Raw genomic sequence first — 20,184 nt, forward strand, 5'->3', positions numbered from 1 at the left:
CGTGCAGCGTCCCTCGGTGGTCACCATCGTCCTGCTGGCCGCCGCGCTGGCGCTCGCGGGCAACATGGCGACCAACACCGTGCAGGTGTCCTCCGGCTGGTGGCCGTACGCGATCTGGGGCGTCGTCGCGCTGCTGGTGATCGCGACGATCGCGGTCGAGGTGAACCGCGCCCGCGACGCGCTGGACGTGACGCGGGTGTCGAGGCTGACCGACCCGATCAAGCTCGGCGTGCACCCGGCGGCGTCCGTCTCCTCGTCCCGCGTCCCGCCGTTCATCGCGCGCGATCGCCTGCCGGACCTGGAGAACGCGCTGCGCACCGGCGGTTTCGTGCTCGTCGTCGGCGACTCGACGGCGGGCAAGACGCGACTGGCGTACGAGGCGATGCGTCGCGTGCTGCCGCGCCACCTGTTCATCCGCCCGCGCACCCCGGACGCGCTGCCCGCGGCCCTGGCTCTCGCGAAACGCAAGCGCCGCAGCGTGCTCTGGCTCGACGACCTGGAGCGCTACCTCGGGTTCCACGGCCTGGCCGAGCTCCCCCGCTGCGTCGTGCTCGCCACCATGCGCACCCACGAACGCGACGACCTCAGCCACCGCCACGACCCGGCCCGGTCGGCGGGCGAACGCCAGTCCGCGCGCGTCGGCCGTGACGTGCTGAACCTGGTCACGGTCGAGATCCGCCTGGACCGCATGTGGTCGCAGGACGAGCTGGCCCTCGCCGGCGCGTCCGACGACTCCCGCATCACGCAGGCGCTGGCGAGCGCGGACAAGCACGGCATCGCCGAGTCGATGGCCGCGGGCCCGCAGCTGCTGCGCGAGTGGCAGGACGCGCGTGACGTCCGGGGCGCGGCGATCGTCGCGGCCGCGGTGGACGTGCGGCTGGCCGGCTACCACCGCCCGCTGCCGCTGGACTTCCTGCGCTCGCTGCACACGTCGTACCTGGACGCGGCGGATCGTCCGGGGTCCTGGGAAGCCGCTCTTCAGTGGGCCGCGCAGCCGCTGCACGGCACCAGCAGCCTGCTGGAGCCTTCCGGCGACGGCTTCCTGGCGTTCGACTACCTGGTCGACGCGACCGCGCAGTCACCCGCGATCCCCACCGCCACCTGGGAAGCGCTGATCGAGCACGCCGCACCGGCCGACCTCGTGGAGATCGCCTGGCAGGCGTCCTACAGCGGGCAGCTCGACCAGGTGGAGCGCGTCTTCGACCTGGTGCTCGACGCCGGGCTCGTCATGGGCGCGATGGAGGTCGCCACGTGTCTCGGCGACGCGGGACGCACCGAACGCGCCGTCACGATGCTCGAACAGCTCGTCGACCGGGCCGAAGGCGTCGTCTCGGCGGAGGAGCTGCTGGTCCTGCGCGGCAACCTGGTGTGGGAGATGGGCCAGAAGGTCGACGGCGAAGGCGATCCCGTCCGGGCGCTCGCACTCGCCGGGCAGGTCGCCGACGACTGCGCGGCCCTGCTCGGCGCCGAGCACCCCGACACCCTCGCCGCCCGGCTCACGCTGGCCAGACAGCTGGGCGGAGCAGGTCAGCCCGGCGAGGCCCTGCTGCTCGCCACCGGCGTGGGCATCACGGCGGCGGCACTGCACGGGGCCGACCACTGGGTCACCCGGCGCTCGCGCTTCGAGGTCGCGAGCTGGACCTGGACCGTGCACGGAGCCGCGACCGCGGCGCCGCTGTTCCTCGCGCTGGCGCAACAGTTGGGATCACTGCCCGCGGTCCGCGTGTCGGAGTTCGTCGACGTCCTGTGGAACCTCGGCGGCACCCTGCTGGAAGCGGGCGACGCGGCGGAAGCGGTCAGCGTGCTCGCCGACGCCGCCGACCAGGCCGCGCTGGCGTTCGGCAACCAGCACGAGCGGACGCTCCGCGTGCGCCTCTCCCACCTGGAAGCCGTTGCGGCGACAGGTGATCCCGGCGAGCTCGCGGCGTCACTGGCGGCCGACTGCGTGGCCGCACTCGGCCCGGACCATCCGACCACAGTGGACGCTCTGCGCCTCAGTACTCGTCACGGAGCTTGACCCGGCTCCACGTGGGCTCCTGCGGCCAGCCCTCCGGCGAGTCCTCCCACTCCTCCTGCCTGCCGTACGGCGTGAGGTCGAGCAGGTTGAAGTCCGTCCGCAGCCGATCCACTCCGCGCCCGCTCGTGAAGTAGGTGCGGAACACCTCATCGCCGTCGCGCAGCAGCACGCTCAGCCCGAACCCCCGCAACCCCATGTCGTCGTTGAAGTCGCTGCCGTACGACGAGTACCAGGGGTGCGTCCACCCGAACCGCTGCCGCGTCTTCTCGATCTCCTCCTGCGGTGCCCGGCACATCAGGATCAGGCGCGTGTCGCGGGCGTTGAGGTGCGTCTGGTCGGAGGCGAGGTTGTCCGTGAACCCCGCGCAACCGCCACAGGTCCAGTCCTGGCCCGGTTCGAGCATGAAGTGGTAGATCACCAGCTGCGGCTTGCCGTCGAACAGGTCCAGCAGTGTGCTTTCCGAACCATCGGGGGCAGTGAACCGATAGTCCTTCCCCAGCCGCACCATCGGCAACCTGCGCCGCTGGGCCGCCAACGCGTCGAGCGCCCGCGTCATCTCCTTCTCCTTGACCAGCAACGCGTCCCGCTCCACCTGCCACTCCTCGGCACTGACCACCCGCGGCCTGCGCATGTTCGCCCCTCCATAGAGTTCCTCTACGAAACTAACCGTAGGCATCACGCAAGGTGCTGACCGAACGCCTGAAGTGGCTGGTGGCCCAGGAGGTGCTGGAGCGGCGGGAGTACTCGACGCGCCCGGTGCGGTACGAGTACGTGCTCACCGAGCGCGGCATGGAGCTCGTCGACCTGCTGATGGTCATGGGGTGGGGTGACCGCTGGCTGGCGGGCTCCGAGGGGCCGCCCGTGTACTACCGGCACCACGCGTGCGGCGAGATCAGCCACGTCGAGCTGCACTGCTCGGTGTGCGACAAGCCGATGAACGGCACGAACATCGACGTCCTGCCAGGTCCGGGCTCAGCCTAGGAAGTCGGCGATCCGCTCGTCGAGGTCCGCGTGTCGCTTGTCCGCCCTGCGCCGCAACGCCTTGACCCGCTCGACGATCCGCGACGACGACAACCCGCCGATCGCGGTCAGCGCCTCGCCGGTGACCTGGTCGGCCTTCTCGTAGTCGCGCAGTTCGAGGTACGCGGCGGCGATGTGGATCTGTGTCTTGGCGCGTGCCGTGACCCGGTGCTCGGGCAGTTCGGAGAGGGCCCGTTCGAGCATCGCGACGCCCTGCTGCGGGCGTCCCGTGTCGCGCAGGCACTGGCCGATGTCCGACATCAGGTCGGACTCGCCGTAGAAGCTGAGCCAGTCCGGCTCGGTGCCGTCGCGATCGAAGGACCGCTGCGCGTTCTCCAGTGCCTTCGTCGTGCCCTTGGCGTCACCGAGCAGCGCGAGCCCGCGGGCTTCGATCGCGTGCAGGTACGCACCCAGCGCGGGCGTCGCGTCCCCGTTGGCGACCTGCAGCGCCGACCGGGCGAGAGCTGTCGCTTGATGCGCCTCGCCGGGAGATACGTCGATGGTCACCCGGCTCATCTCCGCGAGCGCGTTCGCGGCGTAGAGACGGTCGCCCGCGTGCGAAGCCAGGTTGAGAGCCTGAGCGTAGTAACGCTGCCCGAGAGCGTGTCGGCCGCTGTCCACAGTGGTCAGACCGGCCATCCACGTCGCCTGCGCGACAGCGGAGAAGAGATCCCGGCGCACGCGGTCCGAGCACGTACCGTGCAACGCGGCTCGTGCCTGGTGGTGAACGAAGTGGATCAGTTGCTGCCGGACGGTACCTCCGCCGTGTCTGCGGTGCAGCGTCTCGAAGTGGCGAACAGTCGCGAGCAAGACCTCGACATCAGAGTTGCCGATCCGCGTGCCCTCCGCCCAGGCCGTGGCGGGTGTGGTGAGCGCCAGCCAGGCGGGCTGGGCGAAGGCCGCGGCGGTGAAGGCGGTTCCCATGAGGAAGTTTCGCCTGTTCATGTCGCGCCCGGAGAGTTCCACCACGGTGGCGATCGTGCCACCTATGGTCGGCGAACAGGCGAAGCCGTCGAACGTGTCGCCCACCGGGCTCCGGTCGGCGAACCCGCAGTCGGTGACGTTCACCTGGTAGCCGAGCCGGACCGTCAGCACGCTCGCCGCGATTCTCGGCACCGGCCAGCGGGGCTGGGCACCCTGCAGCATCCGTTTGACCGAGGTCGTGGTCGTGCCGAGATGCAGCCCTTCCTTCTCGGCCATCGCGACGATCGCCCGCGCCAGCGCGCAGTTGCTGAGGCCTGCCTCAGCCAGCAGCCGACGGAGCGCGGCGTTCTCCACGACCTCGAAGGTAGCGGTCATTAGCTCCCAAACCGCTCGGATCCAGAAGTGGGACGGAAGTGGGACCCCTGCAACCGATTCGCCTCTGACCAGCCCCGTTGTGCGACTGCCGCCAGATTTCACGGACACCTTCACTGGTTCGCATGGCACCACAGCCCGACGAGAACCAGCGCCGGATCAGAGAGGCCCGCGAGAAGTGCGTGAGCTGGCTGACCAGCCGGTGCGCGCCGGGCTGCACCAACTGCGTCAACTGGGACCGCCCGTCCGAAGGAGACCGACGTGACTGTTCAGCACACCCACCGGCTCGACGGCCACTCACTCGTGCCGACCGCTCTGTTCGACCGCCTGGTCGCCCGGATCACGGCTGACCACGGCTTCGACCCCACCCTGTCCGCACGAATCGTCGACCAGGCGCCGGTGTTCCTCAAGGCGTGCGCCGACAACCGCGGCACGCCGCTGTCGCCGAGCTGGCTGGTCGACATCGGGTGGCACGCCTTCCTGCTGCACACCCGCGAGTACGCCGAGTTCTGCCAGCGGGTCGCGGGACGGTTCATCCACCACGTGCCGACCGACGAGCCGGGCGGCACGACCACCGGTCACACCATCGAGGCAATCAGGGCATCGGGCTTCACCGTCGACGAAACCCTGTGGGAGAACAGCTGCTGATGACGAAGCACATGCTCTGGGAAGACCTGCCCGACCAGGTGCGGGACGCGGTCGCGGCGCACACCGGCCTCGTCACCACGGCCACCCCGGTGACGGGCGGCGTCAACTCGGCCCTCACCGTCGCTCTCGACACGGAGCAGGGCAGGTTCTTCTGCAAGGCAGTCGCAGCCGACAGCCGCATGGCGTGGATGCACCGCAACGAACTGACGGTGCATCCCGTCCTCCCGGGCATCGCCCCGGCCCTGCACTGGAACGTTGAGCAGGACGGCTGGCTTCTCCTCGGCTTCGAGCACGTCAGCGGCCGCCACCCCGACCTCTCCCCCGGCTCACCAGACATCGCTCCCACCATCGACGCGCTCCACGACCTCCACACGAAGCTCACCCCTTGCCCGAAGATCAGAGTCGCGAGCTTCGCCGACCACTGGCGGCAGCTGGACGTGGACCCGAAAGCACTCGAAATGACCGAAGGCGACACGCTGCTGCACACCGACCCGCACCCGCTGAACTTCTTGATCGACACCAGGGTCCGGGTGATCGACTGGGCGTGGGCGCGCAGAGGCGCATCGTGGGTGGACGACGCGTTCTTCGCCACCCGGCTGATGATCGCCGGCCACACCCCTGAACAGGCGGAACGCCACACGAACCGAGTCCCGGACGAGTTCGTGAGGGCACTGAGCCAGGTGTGGGCACAGCTCGCCGAGAAGGACCCGAAACCACACCGCCGCCGACTCGCGGACGTTGCGAAGCGGTGGGCCCAGCACCGGGTAGCGTGACGCCATGGGCGAGGACGAAGAGTACGACGAGGTCGAAGACGAGTTCGAGGACGAGGAAGACGACGACGACCTCTTCTCCGTCACCCCCGAAGCCCGCACGGTGTGCCACCTGTGCGGTGGCGCGGGCTTCATCGCCAGCCCCACGCTCGCCATCATCGGCGGCGCCGCGCGCACGGTCGACAACGGCCGCGAGTGCCCGCACTGCGCGGGCAGCCGCACGTTCAACGGCCTCATCCCGCCCCTGTAACCTGGGCGGACGTGGAGGTCCTCACCCGAGCCGAGTGGCACGAGCGCCGTGACGCGCATGTAGACCGCGTCCGCAGGTGGACGGGTCCGCACCAGGAACGCAAGCTCCGCAAGGAGAAGCACCCGGTCCTCGACTTCCTGTTCACGTACTACTCGCACCGGCCGGTCCGCCTGGAGCGCTGGCACCCCGGCCCCGGCGTGATCCTCGAGGACGCGACCGAGTACGCGGACATCCCGCACTACAAGGTCACCGCACAGGGCGTCACCCTCGACGAGGACAGCTTCCGCGAGGCGCGCGGTAAGACGATGACCTTCGTCGAAGCACTCCTGAAAGCCACGCTCAGCCGACCGGCCCGGCTCAACTGCTTCGGGCTGCACGAGTGGGCCATGGTGTACCGCCAGACCCCGGAACAGGTCCGCCACAACGCGTGGCCGCTCAGACTCCAAGAGAACACCGACGAGGTCGTCGAGAACGCCAAGATCCAGTGCGGGCACTTCGACGCGTTCCGGTTCTTCACCGAGGACGCGCGGCCGCGCAACGCCCTTCAGCCGACGCGCGAAGGTCAGACCGAGAACGAGCAGCCCGGTTGCCTCCACGCGAACATGGACATCTTCAAGTGGGCCTACAAGCTCGAGCCCGCTACGCCGTCCGAGCTGGTCGCGGACTGCTTCGAGCTCGCGGGGGACGTGCGTGAGCTGGACATGCGCGCCAGTCCGTACGACCTGGCCGGCCTCGGCTACCCGCCGATCAAGATCGAGGATCCGCAGGGGCGCGCCGAGTACGTCCGGCAGCAGGCCGAGTTCGCGAAACGGGCCGAGCCGCTCAGAAGGCAGCTCATCGAGCTCTGCGAAGAACTACAGGCCGGCGGCCAGCGCGGTGACGACCTCGTCCTGACGGTCCTCCCGCACGGAACGCGATAGCTCGACGTGTGCGAACGGGCTGCCCGCCTCCGCGCAGGCGCGGCCCTGGACGTTGCGGGTGCCCTCGAGCTTGCCGCACTCCGACTGCCAGCCGCGGCAGACCTCGAACGAGCTGAGCGACTCGGCAAGAGAACGCACGAAAGGCCCGGTGGCCGCGCTGCCGGGCGACACCACGACGTCGGCGTCCGGCAGGCTGCCGTCGTGGAAGCCGTGGATCTGCAGCTGCGGCACGTCCTGCTCGGCCAGCCGGACGGCCATGGCGTGGAAGACGGTGTCCGGCTCGTGTGCGACGTCGGCCACGCGGCGGTGGGTGCCGGAGACCAGCAGCATCGCGCCGGGCACCTTGCGCCACAGCGCGAGGCCGATGCGTTCGGTGTCCAGGTCGGTGGTCGGGTGCGGCACCTCGATCGCCACGCGCAGCGACGTGGACGTGTCGGCCAGGTAGAGCCCGTCGCCGCGGGACGACCGCGCCAGCGCGTACTTGCGGCCGGAGACGGGGTCGGTGCCGTTCACGGTGGTGAAACCCGCAGGTGAGGAACCCTCTAAAAGCTCCTGAGCTGTCCGCTTCGGGGCCGATGGGCGCCGAAACGAGACGTCCGGTGACAGGGCTGTGGTGAATTCCGCAATGACGTCGGCGAGATCGGGCTCAGCGATCACCGGAGCCTCTGACCTGCCCGAACACGCCACCAGCAGGGAACCTGCGAGCAGCGTCCCGATCACTCGCACCCGCAGACCGACTCGCACGCTTTGGACGATAACCACCCATATGGCACCCTTGCCCGCGTTCGGGTGAACCTCGCACACGTGATGCCCCGCACTCATTGGGCCAAACGTGTCACGCGAGCACGCTTTCGGGCGATACGCACTCGAATCGGACTGACCTGGGGGGGTCCTGGGAAAATGGCGAGCAGACGAAGACCTGACCGACCGCGGTTGGTGGAGCAGATCCCGGAGAGCGGGTTTCCCTCCGGGGTGAAGACCCCGTCCGCGGTGCTGCTGGTGATGTTGCTCGCGCTCGCAGGCCTGTGCGCGTTCCTGGTGCGCACCAACGACAACGGTGCCGTACCTGGCGCGTTCGTGCAGTCGCAGGAACGCCTCGTCGACGGGCTGTCCCGCTCGGTCGCGGCGACCGCGGCGCAAGGCGTGAACGACCTGCGCACCGCCGCCGCGGCGAAGACGGTGAACACCGAGGCGCTGCTCGGCAGCCATCCGCAGTGGCGCGGTGTCGCACTCCTCGACGGCGCGACGACGGTGTCCGCGCACGGTGAGCCGGTGCCCGCCGACGCGGTCTCCGCCAAGACCGACGCGTCGGTGACGCCGGTGCCCGGTCCCGAGCTGCGCATGGTCGTCGCCGTGAAGCTCCCGGACGACAGCGGCCGCGTGCTCGTCGCGACCATGGCCGCCGGTGTGCCGTTCGCGCCGCTGGACGCCGGCCTGCGGCAGGGCCTCGTGCTGCTCGACCGCGAGGGTCACGTCGTGGGCACGCGCGGCACCGCGCCCACCAAGGAAACCGCCAGCGAGAAGCTGCTCGGCGACGCGGCCCGTGCCGACCAGGTCGGCAGTGCGGTCGTCGAGAACGGCGACAAGCACGCCACCGTCGTCGCGCACGCGCCCGTCACGTCCGAGAGCCTCAACGGCGCGCTCGGGCTGTCCGTCGCGGCCGTGTCCGAGGTGCCGCTGACCACCCCGGTGTCGCGCTGGCCGGGCCTGCTGCCCGCCGCGGCGCTCGCGCTCATCGCGCTGATCGGCTTCGCGCTGATCAGGAAGGTGCTGGTCGGGCCGGTGCTGCGGCTGCGCGAGGACGCGCTGGCCATCGCGGGCGGCGACCTCGACCACCGCGTCCGCACGACGCGCTGCGCCGAGGCCAACCGGATCGCGCTCGCCGTCCGGCAGTGCCAGAGCGCGTTGCGCCGCAAGCACTCCCGCAAGTCGCCACGCGCCCGCCGCTACTCGGCCGCGCTGGCCGTCGTCATCGCCGCCACGGGTGTGCTCGCGTGGTCGGCGGCCGTCGCGGTCACGTCCGGACGCGGCGCCGTGCTCGTCCCGAACACCGTGGTCGCGGGCAGCCACAGCCTCCTCGGCGGCACCGCGGAAGCCGTGCGGCGCAGCATCAACGACGGCCTCGCCGACGTGCGCGCGTTCGCCAAGCTCAACGGCGCGCAGGACACCGAGTCGATGAGGGCCGCCGTCGAGCAGCTGGCAGGGCAGAGCCGCTACCGCAACGTGTCGGTCGTCGACCAGGCGGGCGCGCCGCTGGTCTCGTCGGGCCGGGATCCGTTGCGCGCCAAGGAGACCAAGCCGTCCGGCGAGGGCATCCGCCTGCAGGACGCGACCAGTCCGGTGCCGGTGCTGTTCGCGCACGCGCCGCTGGGCGACGGCACGCGGCTGGTGGTCGCCGAGTACGACGTCGAGCACCTGTCGAACCTGCTCCGCCGCGCGCCGGGCGAGGTGCGGCTGGTCGACGCCGAGCTGCGGACCATCGCGTCAACGCACGGGTTCTCCGCGTTCGAACCGCTGCGCGCGGAAGCGTTGCGCACCAGCGCGATCGACGCGCTCGCCGGTGCGCCGACGACGCACGTGCGGGACGTGTCCGGCAGCCGCTCGGTGATCGCGGCCCGCGGGCTCGACAACGACCTGCACTGGGCCGTCGTGTCCGAGCAGCCCGCGAGCGAACTGGACCTGGCGGGCAACGTCGAGCAACGCGGTGCGCTGCTCGTCGCACTGCTGGGTGCGATCCTCGCGCTGACCCTGTTCGGCTGGCACCACCTGGTGCTGGTGCGGCCGCTGCGCAGGCTGGCGGACACCGCCGACCGGCTGCGCGAGGGCGACACCGGCGAGACGATCTTCCCGCAGCGCCAGGACCAGGTCGGCACGATCGCGTGCTGCCTGGAGATCTGCCGGCAGGCGCTGGTGGACGGGGTCGGACGGCTGGGCGTGGTGCGCAGGCCGCGCGGCGCGGCGACCGACGTCACCGAGCTGATGAAGCCCGTGCGGGTCTGAGCCGTGGTCTTCCTGTTCTGCGTGTTCGCCATCGCCTGCTCGGCCGTGCTGTTCGCGGGCGTGGTCGAGCAGCGGCGGCACTTCGCCCACCTGGAGACGATCCCGACGAGGGTGCTGGTCAACGGCATCCGCGGGAAGAGCTCGATCACCCGGCTGTGCGCGGGCGCGCTGCGCGGCGGCGGGCTCGTGACGGTCGCGAAGACGACCGGCACCGCGGCGCGGTTCATCCACCCGGACGGCAGCGAGGAGCCGGTCTACCGCAAGTTCGGCATCGCGAACGTCGTGGAGCAGATCGGCATCGTGCGCCGCGCCGCCGCGTACCACCCGGACGCGCTGGTGATCGAGTGCATGGCGGTGATGCCGGACCTGCAGGAGATCAACCAGACCAAGCTGATCCGGTCCACCATCGGCGTGCTGTGCAACGTCCGCGAGGACCACCTCGCCGAGATGGGACCGACGCTCGACGACGTCGCGCGCTCGCTGAGCCGCTCCATGCCGGTCGGCGGCGTGTGCGTGACCGCGGAGCGCGACCGGCTGGACATCCTGCGGGACCAGGCGAAGCGACGCGCGTGCGAGCTGATCGTCGTCGACCCGGAGTCGGTGTCCGACCGGGAGATGGCCGGGTTCAGCTGGATCACGTTCAAGGAGAACGTGGCCATCGCGCTGAAGGTCGCCGAGCTGCTCGGCGTGAACCGGACGCTCGCGCTCGCCGGCATGTGGTCGGCGCCGCCGGATCCCGGCGTGCTGAGCGTGCGGCACCACCGGTACGGCCGGAAACGGCTGCGGCTGGCGAACGTGTTCGCCGCCAACGACCCGGAGTCGACGCTGATGAACATCGAGCAGCTGCTCGGCCAGGGCGCCATCGCGCGCCCGCTGCACGTGGTGATCAACTGCCGTCCCGACCGGGTGGAGCGCAACGGGCAGATGGGCGCGCTGGTCGAGCACATCGCGCCGGACCGGGTCGTGCTGATCGGCGAACCGACCCGCAGCGCGCGCAACGCCGTGCACCCGGACTGGCAGGACACCGTCACGGACCTCGGTGGCCGCCGCGACTCCAGCGAGCTCGTCAAAGCGTTGTTCGCAGGCGTCCCGGACGGCGGTGAGGCGTCGGTCGTGACCGTCGGCAACATCCACGGCCAGGGCGAGCTGCTGCTGGAGGCGTTGCACCCGCTGACCTTCGACCCGCAGACCGAACCGAGGAGCCCCCGTTGAACGCCACCGGCCAACTGATGCTGCCGGGGGTCATGACCCTCGCACTCGCCATCGGGCTGGTGTTCTCACTGGTCTGCTACCTGACGACGAACCTGTCGCCGGGCGGGATGATCACGCCGGGCTGGCTGGCGCTGACGCTGGTCACGAAGGCGGAGTTCGTCGCGATCATCGTGCTGATGACGGCGCTCACCTACGGCGCGACGCGGCTGCTGCAACGGTTCGTCATCCTCTACGGCAAGCGGCTGTTCGCGGCGGTGGTGCTGACCGCGGTGCTGTTGCAGAGCGGGCTGTTCCTGCTCGTCCTGCACGACGCGCCGACGTTGTTCATCCACCAGACGCTCGGCTTCGTCGTGCCCGGCCTGATCGCCTACCAGCTGGTGCGCCAGCCGCCGCTGGCGACGGTCCTCGCGACCGGCGCGGTGAGCCTGGTGAGCTACGGCGTCGTGATGAGCGGCGTGCTGATCGGGCTGGTGCCTGCCCTGTGAAGCTGCGCGTGTCGACCAACACCACCGGCAAGCCGTGGCCGCGCTGGGTGCGGATGACGGTGCTGCTCGGCGTGATCTGCGTGTCCGGGGCGGGCGCGGTGTACGTGGCGATGCAGGAGCCGGTCGCCGACCAGCTGCCGAAGGCGCTGCCGCTGGAGAAGGTCACGGCGTCCGCGCCCGCGGGCGCGTCGTTCCGGTTCGACCGGTTGGACGGCCCGCCGCGCACCGTGGTGCGCGACGCGAACGGCGCGGTCGTGGCGACCATGACGGACGGCGCGCGCACGGTGGCGCTGACCGGGCCCGCCAGGTCGTTCAAGGAGCCCGCGTTCACCACGGCGGCGGTCAACACGACGGTGTGGGTGCGGCTGCTCGACCAGCCGTGGGAGGCGGGCGCGGAGAAGGCGCAGTGGTTCCGGCCGTGGCTGGACAAGGTGCTCACCGACCAGAGCCCGGACGTGCTCGCCGTCGCGATGGAGTACCTCAACGGCGCGCCGGCCGAGAAGGACGCGAAGGCCGTGCGGTTCCGCGGTGACGCGCAGTTCGGGCCGGTCGCGGCCGGTGGCGCGGGCAGGCTGGAGCAGTCCGACTTCCTCGACTACCTGGGCCTGACCTGGACGTTCCCGGACGCCGGCGCACGCAAGCCCAAGCCGGCGCACCTGGGCGCGCTCGACTGCTCGGGCTTCGTGCGGATGGTCTACGGGTACCGGCTCGGCTACCCGCTCCTCGGCACGAACGAGGCCGGACAGGGGCTGCCGCGCAGGGCGTTCGCGATCGCCGAGTCCGGGCCGGGCGCGCTGGTGGTACCGAACCGTCGTCAGCGCACCACCGAGTACGGCGTGCTCCAGCCGGGTGACCTGGTGTTCTTCGAGGTCGAGCAGGGTGAGGACCAACTCGACCACGCGGGCATCTACCTCGGGCTGGATTCGGACGGCCATCACCGGTTCGTGTCGAGCCGCGAACGGGCGAATGGTCCGACGTTCGGCGACCTCGGTGGCACGTCGTTGCTGGATGACGGCGGTATGTATTCGAGGGGATTCCGGGCTGCCCGGCGTATTTGATTTCACGGTCACCCCACCGATTCACCTGTTAGCGTGACGATCGGTCGTCGGGGGTCACCGGAGAAAAGGGAAGTCGATGTCTCGACACCGCGCGCTGCGGGCGAGGGTCCGGCGCGGAGTCGCCAAGTGGCCGGTCGCCATCGTGGCACTCGTCGCCCTGCTCGGTCTCGGCTACCTGGGCTGGACCTGGGTCGGCGGGGTGCTCGAGGACAGGGCCGCGGCGCAGGCGAAGAACTGCAGCGAGGGCGAGGCCCTGCTGCGGATCGCGGCGACCCCGACCATCGCGGACTCCGTCGTCGAGGTCGCGAAGGCGTGGAGCGCCCAGCGGCCCGTCGTCTACGACCACTGCATCGTCGTCGAGGTGAAGTCCGTCGAGCCGCAGGTCGTGCAGGACAGCCTCACCACCACCTGGGACGAGGCCAAGCTCGGCGGACGCCCGCACGCGTGGCTGCCCGACTCCTCGCTCTGGGCGAACCGGCTGGCCGCGCAGAACCGCGCGCTGCTCGGCGCCGAACCCAAGTCCATCGCCACCAGCCCGGTCCTGCTCGCGGTGCCCGAGGCGGGCGCGCAGGCGTTGATGACCGGCAACAGCTTCCGGTGGACCGACCTGCCCGACGTCACGAACTGGGCCAAGTACGGCCAGGCCGCGTGGGGCCGGTTCAGCGTCGCGATGCCCGACCCGGCGACGAACACGGCGACCGCGATGGCGATCCAGTCCGCGCTGGCCGGGGCGAGCCCGACCGGCAAGGGCCCGGTGACCGTCGAGATGCTCGCGATGGCGCCGGTGAAGTCCACGATGAGCAAGCTCGCCGCCGCGCAGGGCGAGACGACGGGCAGCACGTTCGACCTGCTGGCGAAGCTCAGCGAGAAGCCCGAGGTCAACAGCGCCGGGTTCAGCGGCGTGCCGGTGTTCGAGGTCGACCTCTACCGGCACAACCTGGGCAAGGCGAAGAACACCGCGCCCGCGAAGCCCGTGGTCGGTGTCGCCGCGGGCGGGCCGACGCCGGTGGCGGACTTCCCGTACGTGCCGCTCGCCGGTGAGGGCGTCGGCGAGGCGGAAGCCCGTGCGGCGCAGGCGTTCCGCGAGTTCCTGATGGAACCGGACCAGCAGAAGATCCTGGCGCGCGGTGGTTTGCGGGTCGAGTCGTCGAAGGAGCACCCGAACCCCTCCCCCGGCGTGCGCTGGGCCGTGACGACCGAGAACCTGGTGCCCGCGGACGAGAACACCACGCAGCAGATCTCCGCGGCGTGGGCGACGGCCGACAACGGCGGCCAGGTCGTGACGCTGCTCGTCGACGTGTCCGCGTCGATGAAGGAGCCCGGTGGGGACGGGAAGAGCCGCCTCGACTGGCTCAAGACCGCGTTGAAGGGCCAGGTCGACCGGTCCGTCTCAGGATCGCTGGGGCTGTGGGAGTTCTCCCGCAACGTCGACGGTGACAAGCCGTACAAGCAGGTCGTCGCCACCGGACCCGTTGGGCAGCAACGGGATGCGCTCGTCGCGGGGATCGACGGGTTGCAGCCCGTCAACGCCACGCACCTCTACAGCAGCCTCGCCGCGGTCTACGGCTCGGCGCAGCAGGGCTTCCAGACCGGCAAGCCGAACCGGATCGTCGTGATCACCGACGGGCGCAACGACGGTGGCATCGACCTGGCGGCGTTGAAGGACAAGCTCAAGGAGCTCAAGAAGAACGACGTGGTGGTCTCGTTCATCGCCGTCGGGTCCGAACCGGACCGTCAGGCGCTGACGGACATCGCCAAGTCGACCGGGGGAACCCTTTCCGTCGTGGAGGACGGAAAGGGCATCGACCCGGCGCTGGGACAGTTGCTGTCCGAGCAGACTTAGGCGCTGTTGAACTTGTCCGGATCCGGGCCCGTTCGGGTCCCGTTGTTGAGTTCATTGATGACGGCCATGTCGTCCAGGGCGAGCTCGAAGTCGAAGACGTCGATGTTCTCCTTGACGCGGTACGGCGTGACCGACTTGGGGATCACGACGTTGCCGATCTGGATGTGCCACCGCAGCACGATCTGAGCGGGCGTCTTGGCGTACTTGTCCGCCAGGCCGCGGATCGCCTCGTCGTGCAGCAGTTCGCCGCCGCGCGCGAGCGGGGACCACGCCTCGGTCGCGATGCGGTGGGTGACGTGCACCTTGCGCATGTCTTCCTGCGCCAGCAACGGGTGCAGCTCGATCTGGTTGACGGCGGGCGTGATCGACGTTTCGTCGAACAGCCGCTGCAGGTGCTCGGTGTGGAAGTTGGACACGCCGATGGCGCGCACGCGGCCGTCGGCGTAGAGCTTCTCCAGCGCCTTCCACGACTCGACGTAGAGATCGCGCCGCGGGGTCGGCCAGTGGATCAGGTAGAGGTCGAGCACGTCGAGGCGCAGCTTGCTCATGCTGGCGTCGAACGCGCGCAGGGTCGAGTCGTAGCCCTGGTCGGAGTTCCACAGCTTCGTGGTGACGAACAGTTCCGAACGGGGGATGCCGCTGGCGGCCAGTGCGTCGCCGACGCCGGCCTCGTTGCGGTAGGCGGCCGCGGTGTCGATGCTCCGGTAGCCGGCTTCCAGCGCGGTGCGCACGGCGCCCGCGACCTGGTCCTCCGGCACCTGGAAGACGCCGAAGCCGAGTTGGGGGATGCGTACTCCGTTGTTGAGCCCGATCAGAGGAACTACTCCCATGGAGGCAGCTTTCCACCTTCGTACACGGAGTGCATCGCCGAGATCGTCTGAATCATCTGCTCGCGCAGCTCCACAGGGGACACCACCTCGACCTCGGCGCCGAGTCCCAGCAGGTCACCATAGGCGTGCCGGAGCGACTCGGTCGGGAAGTCGAACTCCTCCCCCGGCGCGGGTTCCAGTGATCGGATGAACCGCGCCTGGAAGCCGGTCAGCCGGTACTGGGACCGGTCCAGCCCGGCCTTCGTCATCCGCACGCGCACGCGCGTGCCGTACAGGGTCCGCTCGAACCGGTCCGACCACGCCGTCCAGAACTCGGCCAGGTCGAAGTCCTCCGGGCGTTCGAACGCGTCCCCTTCGGCGAGCTCCAGCACCCGTGAGACGCGGTAGGTCCGCGGCTCGGGAGCACCGGCCACGAGGTACCAGACGCCCGCCTTCACCACAAGCCCGAGCGGCTCGACGGTCCGTTCGACGACCAGCGCCTGACCGCCCCACCGCTGGTAGCGCAGGTGCAGGCGGCGCTGGTTCCACACCGACTCGGCGATCACCGCCAGGTGCGGCGACTGCTCCTGCCCACGGAACCACGACGGCGTGTCGAGGTGGAAGCGCTCGCGGATGCGCGACGCCCGCGACCGCAGCTCGGGCGGCAGCGCGGCCATCAGCTTGAGCTGCGCGGCCGCGACGACCGTGCCGAGGCCCAGTTCGGCGGCGGGGCCGGGCAGTCCGGCCAGGAACAGCGACTCGGCCTCCTCGGTGGTCAGCCCGGTGAGCCGGGTGCGGTAGCCGTCCAGCAGCTGGTAGCCGCCCGCGGGCCCGCGATCGGCGTACACGGGCACCCCGGCGGCCGACAACGCCTCGACGTCGCGGTACACCGTGCGCACCGAGACCTCGAGCTCGTCGGCCAGCACCTGCGCGGTCATCCGGCCGCGCGACTGGAGCAGCAGCAGCACCGACAACAACCTGCTGGCTTTCACCGGACAAACCTGACACAAGTTGTCAGGTACTGCCAGCAGAGTGGGCGTCATGAAGGCAACCGGAAGCATCGAAGTGCAGAGCTGGGACGAGAAGACCTGGGACGGCAGGCCGTACACCGAGGTCACCGGCCCGAAGATGACCGAGGCGCTGGTGACGTTCGGCTACTCCGGCGAGGTCGAGGGCACGAGCGCGTGCCGCTACCTCATGTCGTACTACGACGAGACGCGCTGCGAGACCGTGGCGATGGAGGAGTTCACCGGCCGCGTCGGCGACCGCGAGGGCACGATCATCCTGAGGCACATCGGTGCCTACGAGGACGGCAAGGTCACCGCCGAGATCACCGTCGTCGGCGCGTCCGGCGGGCTCACCGGTCTGCGTGGTGCGGCCGTGGCGGACTGGGCGGAGACTGGCACCGCCACGTTCACGCTGGAGTACGACGTGTGAGGTCACCCATGAGCAATGCGGCCATCTACGACGCGACCAAGCAGCGGATCACCGACCTGGTGACGGGGAAGGACGGCGGCACGCCCGTGAACGCCTGTCCCGGTTGGTCGGTCAAAGACGTGGTGGCTCATCTCGGCGGCGGCCTGCGCGACTTCGTGGACCGCCGCTTCGACGGCGTCGAGTCCGGCGAGTGGGGCGAGCGGCAGGTCCGCGACCGCAAGGACAACACCATCGACGACGCGTTCGTCGAGTGGGACTCCAACCGGCAGCTCGCCGAGCCGCTGTTCGACACGCCCATGGGCTCGGTGCTGATCACCGAGGTCGTCATGCACGAGCACGACCTGCGCGCCGCACTCGATCAGCCGGGCGAGCGCGAGAACGTGGCAGTGCGGTCCGCGTTGACGAAACCCTTGCAGGAGCTGGACAAGCGGATGCGCGAGAACGCCGTGCCCGCGTTGCGCGTCGAGCTGGAGCACGGCGAGCGGGTCATCGGGAGCGGCGATCCGCAGGGCACGCTGCACGCGTCGTCGTTCGAGCTGCTGCGGGCCATCGGCGGGCGGCGGAGCGCGGACCAGATCAAGGCCATGAACTGGGATGGCGACCCGGACACCTGGATCTCCAGCCTCGCGTTGTTCGGCAAGCACCGGCAGTCCGACTTCACCGAGTAAGTCGCGTCCAAGGCTTGACAGGCACGGTCCCGAAGCGGACCGTGCCTAACCATGAGCGCTGCACCTAATCGCGATAGGCGGGCCGAACGACGTGAGGCCACACGAAGGGAGATAGTCGACGCCGCGTGGGAGATCGCGCGGCGCGACGGGATCTCCGCGGTCACGTTGCGCGAGGTCGCGGCCATCGTCGGCATGCGCTCACCGTCGCTGTACTCGCACTTCGAGTCGAAGAACGCGATCTACGACGCGATGTTCGGCGACGCGTGGGCGCTCTACCTCGACCGCGTCACCGAGCACCTCCGGACGCTGCCCGACGCACCGCGCGAAGCGCTGCTGTCGATGTTGCGGCACTTCTTCGACTTCGCGACGGCCGACCTGGCGCGCTACCAGCTCATGAACCAGCGCTCGATCCCCGGCTTCGAGCCGAGCCCCGCGTCGTACGCGCCGTCCGTCGAGGTCATGGCGCAGCTGCACCGGACGATGCGCTCACTCGGCATCACCGACGAGGCGGACATCGACCTCTACACGGCACTGGGCGGCGGGCTCGTCGACATGCAGCTGGCCAACGATCCCGGCGGCGACCGCTGGCGCCGTCACCTTCCCCGAGTCGTGGACATGTTCGCGGACGACGTGAACCTGCCAGGGCCGAGACTGAGGAGCAGCAGATGACCACCGCCACCGCCGAGAAGCCGCGCACGTCCGCACTCGACCGCGACACCGCGATGCGCCTGGCGCAGACCGAGTACGAGCGATTCCTCCAGCTGCTCCAGAGCCTCGCGCCCGGAGACTGGGCCAAGCCGACCGAGTGCGCGGGCTGGGACGTTCGCGCGATGGCCGCGCACCTGCTGGGCATGGCCGAGATGTCCGCGTCGATCCGGGAGAGCATGCGCCAGCTCAAGATCGCCCAGGGCCGCGGCGGCGAGTTCATCGACGCGTTGACCGGGTTGCAGGTCGAGGAACGCGCACACCTGAGCCCGGCCGACATCATCGAGCAGTACGCGCGGGTGACGCCCAAGGCCGCGCAGGCGAGACGCCGCACGCCCTGGTTCCTGCGCCGGCAGAAGATGTCTCCCAACCAGGTGATCAACGGCCGAGAGGAGACCTGGACGCTCGGCTTCCTCACCGACGTGATCATGACGCGCGACCCGTGGATGCACCGGGCCGACATCAGCAGGACGACCGGCGCCGAGCTCGTTCTCACACATGAACACGACGGCCTACTCGTCAACGACGTTGTCCAGGAATGGGCCGAACGGCACGGCCGGTCGTTCAATTTGCGACTGACCGGACCAGCAGGCGGCACTTGGAGCAGCGGCGCGGCTCCCGAGGTTGCGCTGGACGCCGTGGAGTTCTGTCGTGCCTTGTCAGGGCGTGCGCAGGCAGACGGCCTACCTCCGACGGAAGTACCCTTCTAACGAATGGCGTAACGCGGAAAAACACCGTTAACGCTAATATTTCCGCGTTCCTAGAAATCGGACCTCGACGGAGGTTGATTCACCATGCGATTAATTCCCTCTATTGGCTCAGTGCTCGTGGCTTGGGCGGTGGCGGTGGCCGTCGCAAGCCCGGCGCAAGCCGCCCCGGCGGCGGCGCAGAACGCGGGTTCCCCGACGGCGTCGACGATCCAGAGCTCCGAGGAGTACTGGACCCCGGAGCGCATGAAGTCCGCGATCCCGGCCGACCTGCCCCAGGCGACCGTCTCGCAACAACAGCAGGCGGTGCCCAGACCCGGACCATCGGGCAAGCACGACGGCGTGGCGCCGAAGGGCGTGCAGGCCAGCGCTGACGTGATCACCATGTCCGGCCGGGTGTTCTTCGTGAGCGACCAGGGCCAGAACATGTCGTGCAGCGGCAGCACGGTGAACAGCGACGGCAAGAAGCTGGTCTTCACCGCGGGCCACTGCGTGCACGGCGGCGGCGCGGGCCGCGGCTGGTTCGACGTCAACAGGTGGGTGTTCGTGCCCGGCTACAACAACGGCAACCGGCCGTACGGCACGTGGAACGCCTACCAGCAGTGGACGAAGACGGCGTGGATCAACAACGCCAACCGCGCCTTCGACGTGGCCGCGGTCGTCATGCAGCAGCTCAACGGACGCCGGATCGTCGACGCGGTCGGCGGCCAGGGCATCAAGTGGGGCGCCGGCTACGGTCTGCGCACCTACATGTTCGGCTACCCGGCGGGCCCGCCGTTCAACGGCAGCCTGCTGTACCAGTGCAACGGCAACACCCGCAACGAGGGCGGGTTCCCGACCCTCAGCTGCAACATGACCGGCGGCGCGTCCGGCGGGCCGTGGCTGGAGAACTACGGCGCCACGTTCTGGGCGTACGTCAACGGGGTCAACAGCTGGATGTTCTGGAACGGCAGCCCGTCGAACGTGTTCAAGTGGCAGAGCCCGTACTTCAGCTACGACACCGCGGGCAGCCTGTTCGACCAGGTGAAGAACATGTAGTGCAACGGGAATCGCCCGAATCCCGTCCTTCGGTCATGAGCAGACGTGTGCTGTTGGGGTTGCTGGCCGCGCTCGCCGTGGCGGGCATCGCGGTCACCGCCGTGGTGCTCACGACGTCGAGCCCCAAGTGCGGTGATGGGCACATCGCCGTGTCCGATGCTCCGACGGGCAATGCCGCAGGCCCGATCGTCACCTCGTCCGGCGAGGAGTACTGGACCGAGGAGCGGATGAGGAACGCCAAACCCGCTCCGATGCCCACCGTCGACAGCTGCGAGTAGCGCCGTCGGGGGCACTTCATCCG

General features: G+C 69.8%; 22 protein-coding genes. 17 read left to right on the plus strand and 5 right to left on the minus strand.

Going from position 1 to position 20,184, the window contains the following annotated elements; genetic code table 11:
• Position 1: 1 nt before the first annotated feature.
• On the plus strand, positions 2-2,017 hold the full coding sequence (locus FKR81_RS43490) for a hypothetical protein (protein ID WP_186762917.1): 2,016 nt from the start codon (positions 2-4) through the stop codon (positions 2,015-2,017).
• Here FKR81_RS43490 and FKR81_RS11490 read toward each other — a convergent pair.
• Positions 1,995-2,648, minus strand: coding sequence for a DUF899 domain-containing protein (locus tag FKR81_RS11490; RefSeq protein ID WP_146350987.1), 654 nt, complete (start codon positions 2,646-2,648; stop codon positions 1,995-1,997). The two genes, FKR81_RS43490 and FKR81_RS11490, sit on opposite strands and share 23 nt — an antisense overlap.
• Before the next feature lie 53 nt (positions 2,649-2,701).
• On the opposite strand from FKR81_RS11490, the gene FKR81_RS11495 reads away from it, so the two are divergent.
• Positions 2,702-2,998, plus strand: a complete 297-nt coding sequence (locus FKR81_RS11495) for a winged helix-turn-helix transcriptional regulator (RefSeq protein ID WP_146350988.1) — start codon at positions 2,702-2,704, stop codon at positions 2,996-2,998.
• On the opposite strand, the gene FKR81_RS11500 is transcribed toward FKR81_RS11495, so the two are convergent.
• Positions 2,990-4,336, minus strand: a complete 1,347-nt coding sequence (locus FKR81_RS11500; RefSeq protein WP_146350989.1) for a tetratricopeptide repeat protein — start codon at positions 4,334-4,336, stop codon at positions 2,990-2,992. The genes FKR81_RS11495 and FKR81_RS11500 overlap by 9 nt on opposite strands.
• A gap of 258 nt (positions 4,337-4,594) precedes the next feature.
• Between FKR81_RS11500 and FKR81_RS11505 the strand changes: the two genes are divergently transcribed.
• From FKR81_RS11505 to FKR81_RS11520, 4 genes are read left to right on the plus strand one after another with little or no spacing between them, the layout of a single operon-like run.
• On the plus strand, positions 4,595-4,981 hold the full coding sequence (locus tag FKR81_RS11505) for a glycine-rich domain-containing protein (RefSeq protein WP_146350990.1): 387 nt from the start codon (positions 4,595-4,597) through the stop codon (positions 4,979-4,981).
• Positions 4,981-5,754, plus strand: coding sequence for a protein kinase family protein (locus FKR81_RS11510; RefSeq protein ID WP_146350991.1), 774 nt, complete (start codon positions 4,981-4,983; stop codon positions 5,752-5,754). Before FKR81_RS11505 ends, FKR81_RS11510 begins: the two co-directional genes overlap by 1 nt.
• A 4-nt stretch (positions 5,755-5,758) precedes the next feature.
• The gene (locus FKR81_RS11515) at positions 5,759-6,001 is read left to right on the plus strand and encodes a hypothetical protein (protein ID WP_146350992.1); all 243 of its coding nucleotides are present in this window, start codon (positions 5,759-5,761) and stop codon (positions 5,999-6,001) included.
• A gap of 11 nt (positions 6,002-6,012) precedes the next feature.
• Entirely contained in the window at positions 6,013-6,921 is a 909-nt protein-coding gene (locus FKR81_RS11520) for a 3-methyladenine DNA glycosylase (protein WP_146350993.1), read from the plus strand.
• Here FKR81_RS11520 and FKR81_RS11525 read toward each other — a convergent pair.
• Entirely contained in the window at positions 6,856-7,434 is a 579-nt protein-coding gene (locus FKR81_RS11525; protein WP_146350994.1) for a hypothetical protein, read from the minus strand. The genes FKR81_RS11520 and FKR81_RS11525 overlap by 66 nt on opposite strands.
• 423 nt (positions 7,435-7,857) lie before the next feature.
• Between FKR81_RS11525 and FKR81_RS11530 the strand changes: the two genes are divergently transcribed.
• From FKR81_RS11530 to FKR81_RS11550, 5 genes are all read left to right on the plus strand, one after another.
• Positions 7,858-9,921: a cache domain-containing protein gene (locus FKR81_RS11530; protein ID WP_235921488.1), complete on the plus strand. Its 2,064-nt coding sequence runs from the start codon at positions 7,858-7,860 to the stop codon at positions 9,919-9,921.
• Positions 9,922-9,924: 3 nt separating this feature from the next.
• Positions 9,925-11,133, plus strand: coding sequence for a poly-gamma-glutamate synthase PgsB (pgsB, locus tag FKR81_RS11535; RefSeq protein ID WP_146350996.1), 1,209 nt, complete (start codon positions 9,925-9,927; stop codon positions 11,131-11,133).
• Positions 11,130-11,618, plus strand: coding sequence for a poly-gamma-glutamate biosynthesis protein PgsC/CapC (locus FKR81_RS11540; RefSeq protein WP_235921460.1), 489 nt, complete (start codon positions 11,130-11,132; stop codon positions 11,616-11,618). The genes pgsB and FKR81_RS11540 overlap by 4 nt, the downstream gene beginning before the upstream one ends.
• Positions 11,615-12,676 (plus strand): NlpC/P60 family protein, encoded by a 1,062-nt coding sequence (locus FKR81_RS11545; protein ID WP_235921461.1) that lies wholly within the window; start codon positions 11,615-11,617, stop codon positions 12,674-12,676. The genes FKR81_RS11540 and FKR81_RS11545 overlap by 4 nt, the downstream gene beginning before the upstream one ends.
• 76 nt (positions 12,677-12,752) lie before the next feature.
• The gene (locus FKR81_RS11550) at positions 12,753-14,519 is read left to right on the plus strand and encodes a substrate-binding domain-containing protein (protein ID WP_146350997.1); all 1,767 of its coding nucleotides are present in this window, start codon (positions 12,753-12,755) and stop codon (positions 14,517-14,519) included.
• Here FKR81_RS11550 and FKR81_RS11555 read toward each other — a convergent pair.
• Both FKR81_RS11555 and FKR81_RS11560 read right to left on the minus strand, forming a co-directional pair.
• Positions 14,516-15,349: an aldo/keto reductase gene (locus FKR81_RS11555; RefSeq protein WP_146350998.1), complete on the minus strand. Its 834-nt coding sequence runs from the start codon at positions 15,347-15,349 to the stop codon at positions 14,516-14,518. The two genes, FKR81_RS11550 and FKR81_RS11555, sit on opposite strands and share 4 nt — an antisense overlap.
• Positions 15,340-16,320: a helix-turn-helix transcriptional regulator gene (locus FKR81_RS11560; RefSeq protein WP_146350999.1), complete on the minus strand. Its 981-nt coding sequence runs from the start codon at positions 16,318-16,320 to the stop codon at positions 15,340-15,342. Before FKR81_RS11560 ends, FKR81_RS11555 begins: the two co-directional genes overlap by 10 nt.
• A gap of 49 nt (positions 16,321-16,369) precedes the next feature.
• On the opposite strand from FKR81_RS11560, the gene FKR81_RS11565 reads away from it, so the two are divergent.
• The 6 genes from FKR81_RS11565 (at position 16,370) to FKR81_RS11590 (ending at position 20,161) form a co-directional block, all read left to right on the plus strand.
• The gene (locus FKR81_RS11565; RefSeq protein ID WP_146351000.1) at positions 16,370-16,765 is read left to right on the plus strand and encodes a DUF3224 domain-containing protein; all 396 of its coding nucleotides are present in this window, start codon (positions 16,370-16,372) and stop codon (positions 16,763-16,765) included.
• An 8-nt stretch (positions 16,766-16,773) separates the two neighbouring features.
• Complete coding sequence (locus FKR81_RS11570; RefSeq protein WP_146351001.1) at positions 16,774-17,433, plus strand: maleylpyruvate isomerase family mycothiol-dependent enzyme; 660 nt, start codon at positions 16,774-16,776, stop codon at positions 17,431-17,433.
• A gap of 51 nt (positions 17,434-17,484) precedes the next feature.
• On the plus strand, positions 17,485-18,102 hold the full coding sequence (locus tag FKR81_RS11575; protein WP_146351002.1) for a TetR/AcrR family transcriptional regulator: 618 nt from the start codon (positions 17,485-17,487) through the stop codon (positions 18,100-18,102).
• Entirely contained in the window at positions 18,099-18,848 is a 750-nt protein-coding gene (locus tag FKR81_RS11580; RefSeq protein WP_222598228.1) for a maleylpyruvate isomerase family mycothiol-dependent enzyme, read from the plus strand. Before FKR81_RS11575 ends, FKR81_RS11580 begins: the two co-directional genes overlap by 4 nt.
• A 111-nt stretch (positions 18,849-18,959) precedes the next feature.
• Positions 18,960-19,883 (plus strand): trypsin-like serine peptidase, encoded by a 924-nt coding sequence (locus FKR81_RS11585; protein ID WP_146351003.1) that lies wholly within the window; start codon positions 18,960-18,962, stop codon positions 19,881-19,883.
• A 35-nt stretch (positions 19,884-19,918) separates the two neighbouring features.
• Positions 19,919-20,161, plus strand: coding sequence for a hypothetical protein (locus FKR81_RS11590; protein WP_146351004.1), 243 nt, complete (start codon positions 19,919-19,921; stop codon positions 20,159-20,161).
• Positions 20,162-20,184: the final 23 nt, after the last annotated feature.

Origin of the sequence: Lentzea tibetensis, assembly GCF_007845675.1 — a bacterium.
GTDB classification, from domain to species: domain Bacteria; phylum Actinomycetota; class Actinomycetes; order Mycobacteriales; family Pseudonocardiaceae; genus Lentzea; species Lentzea tibetensis.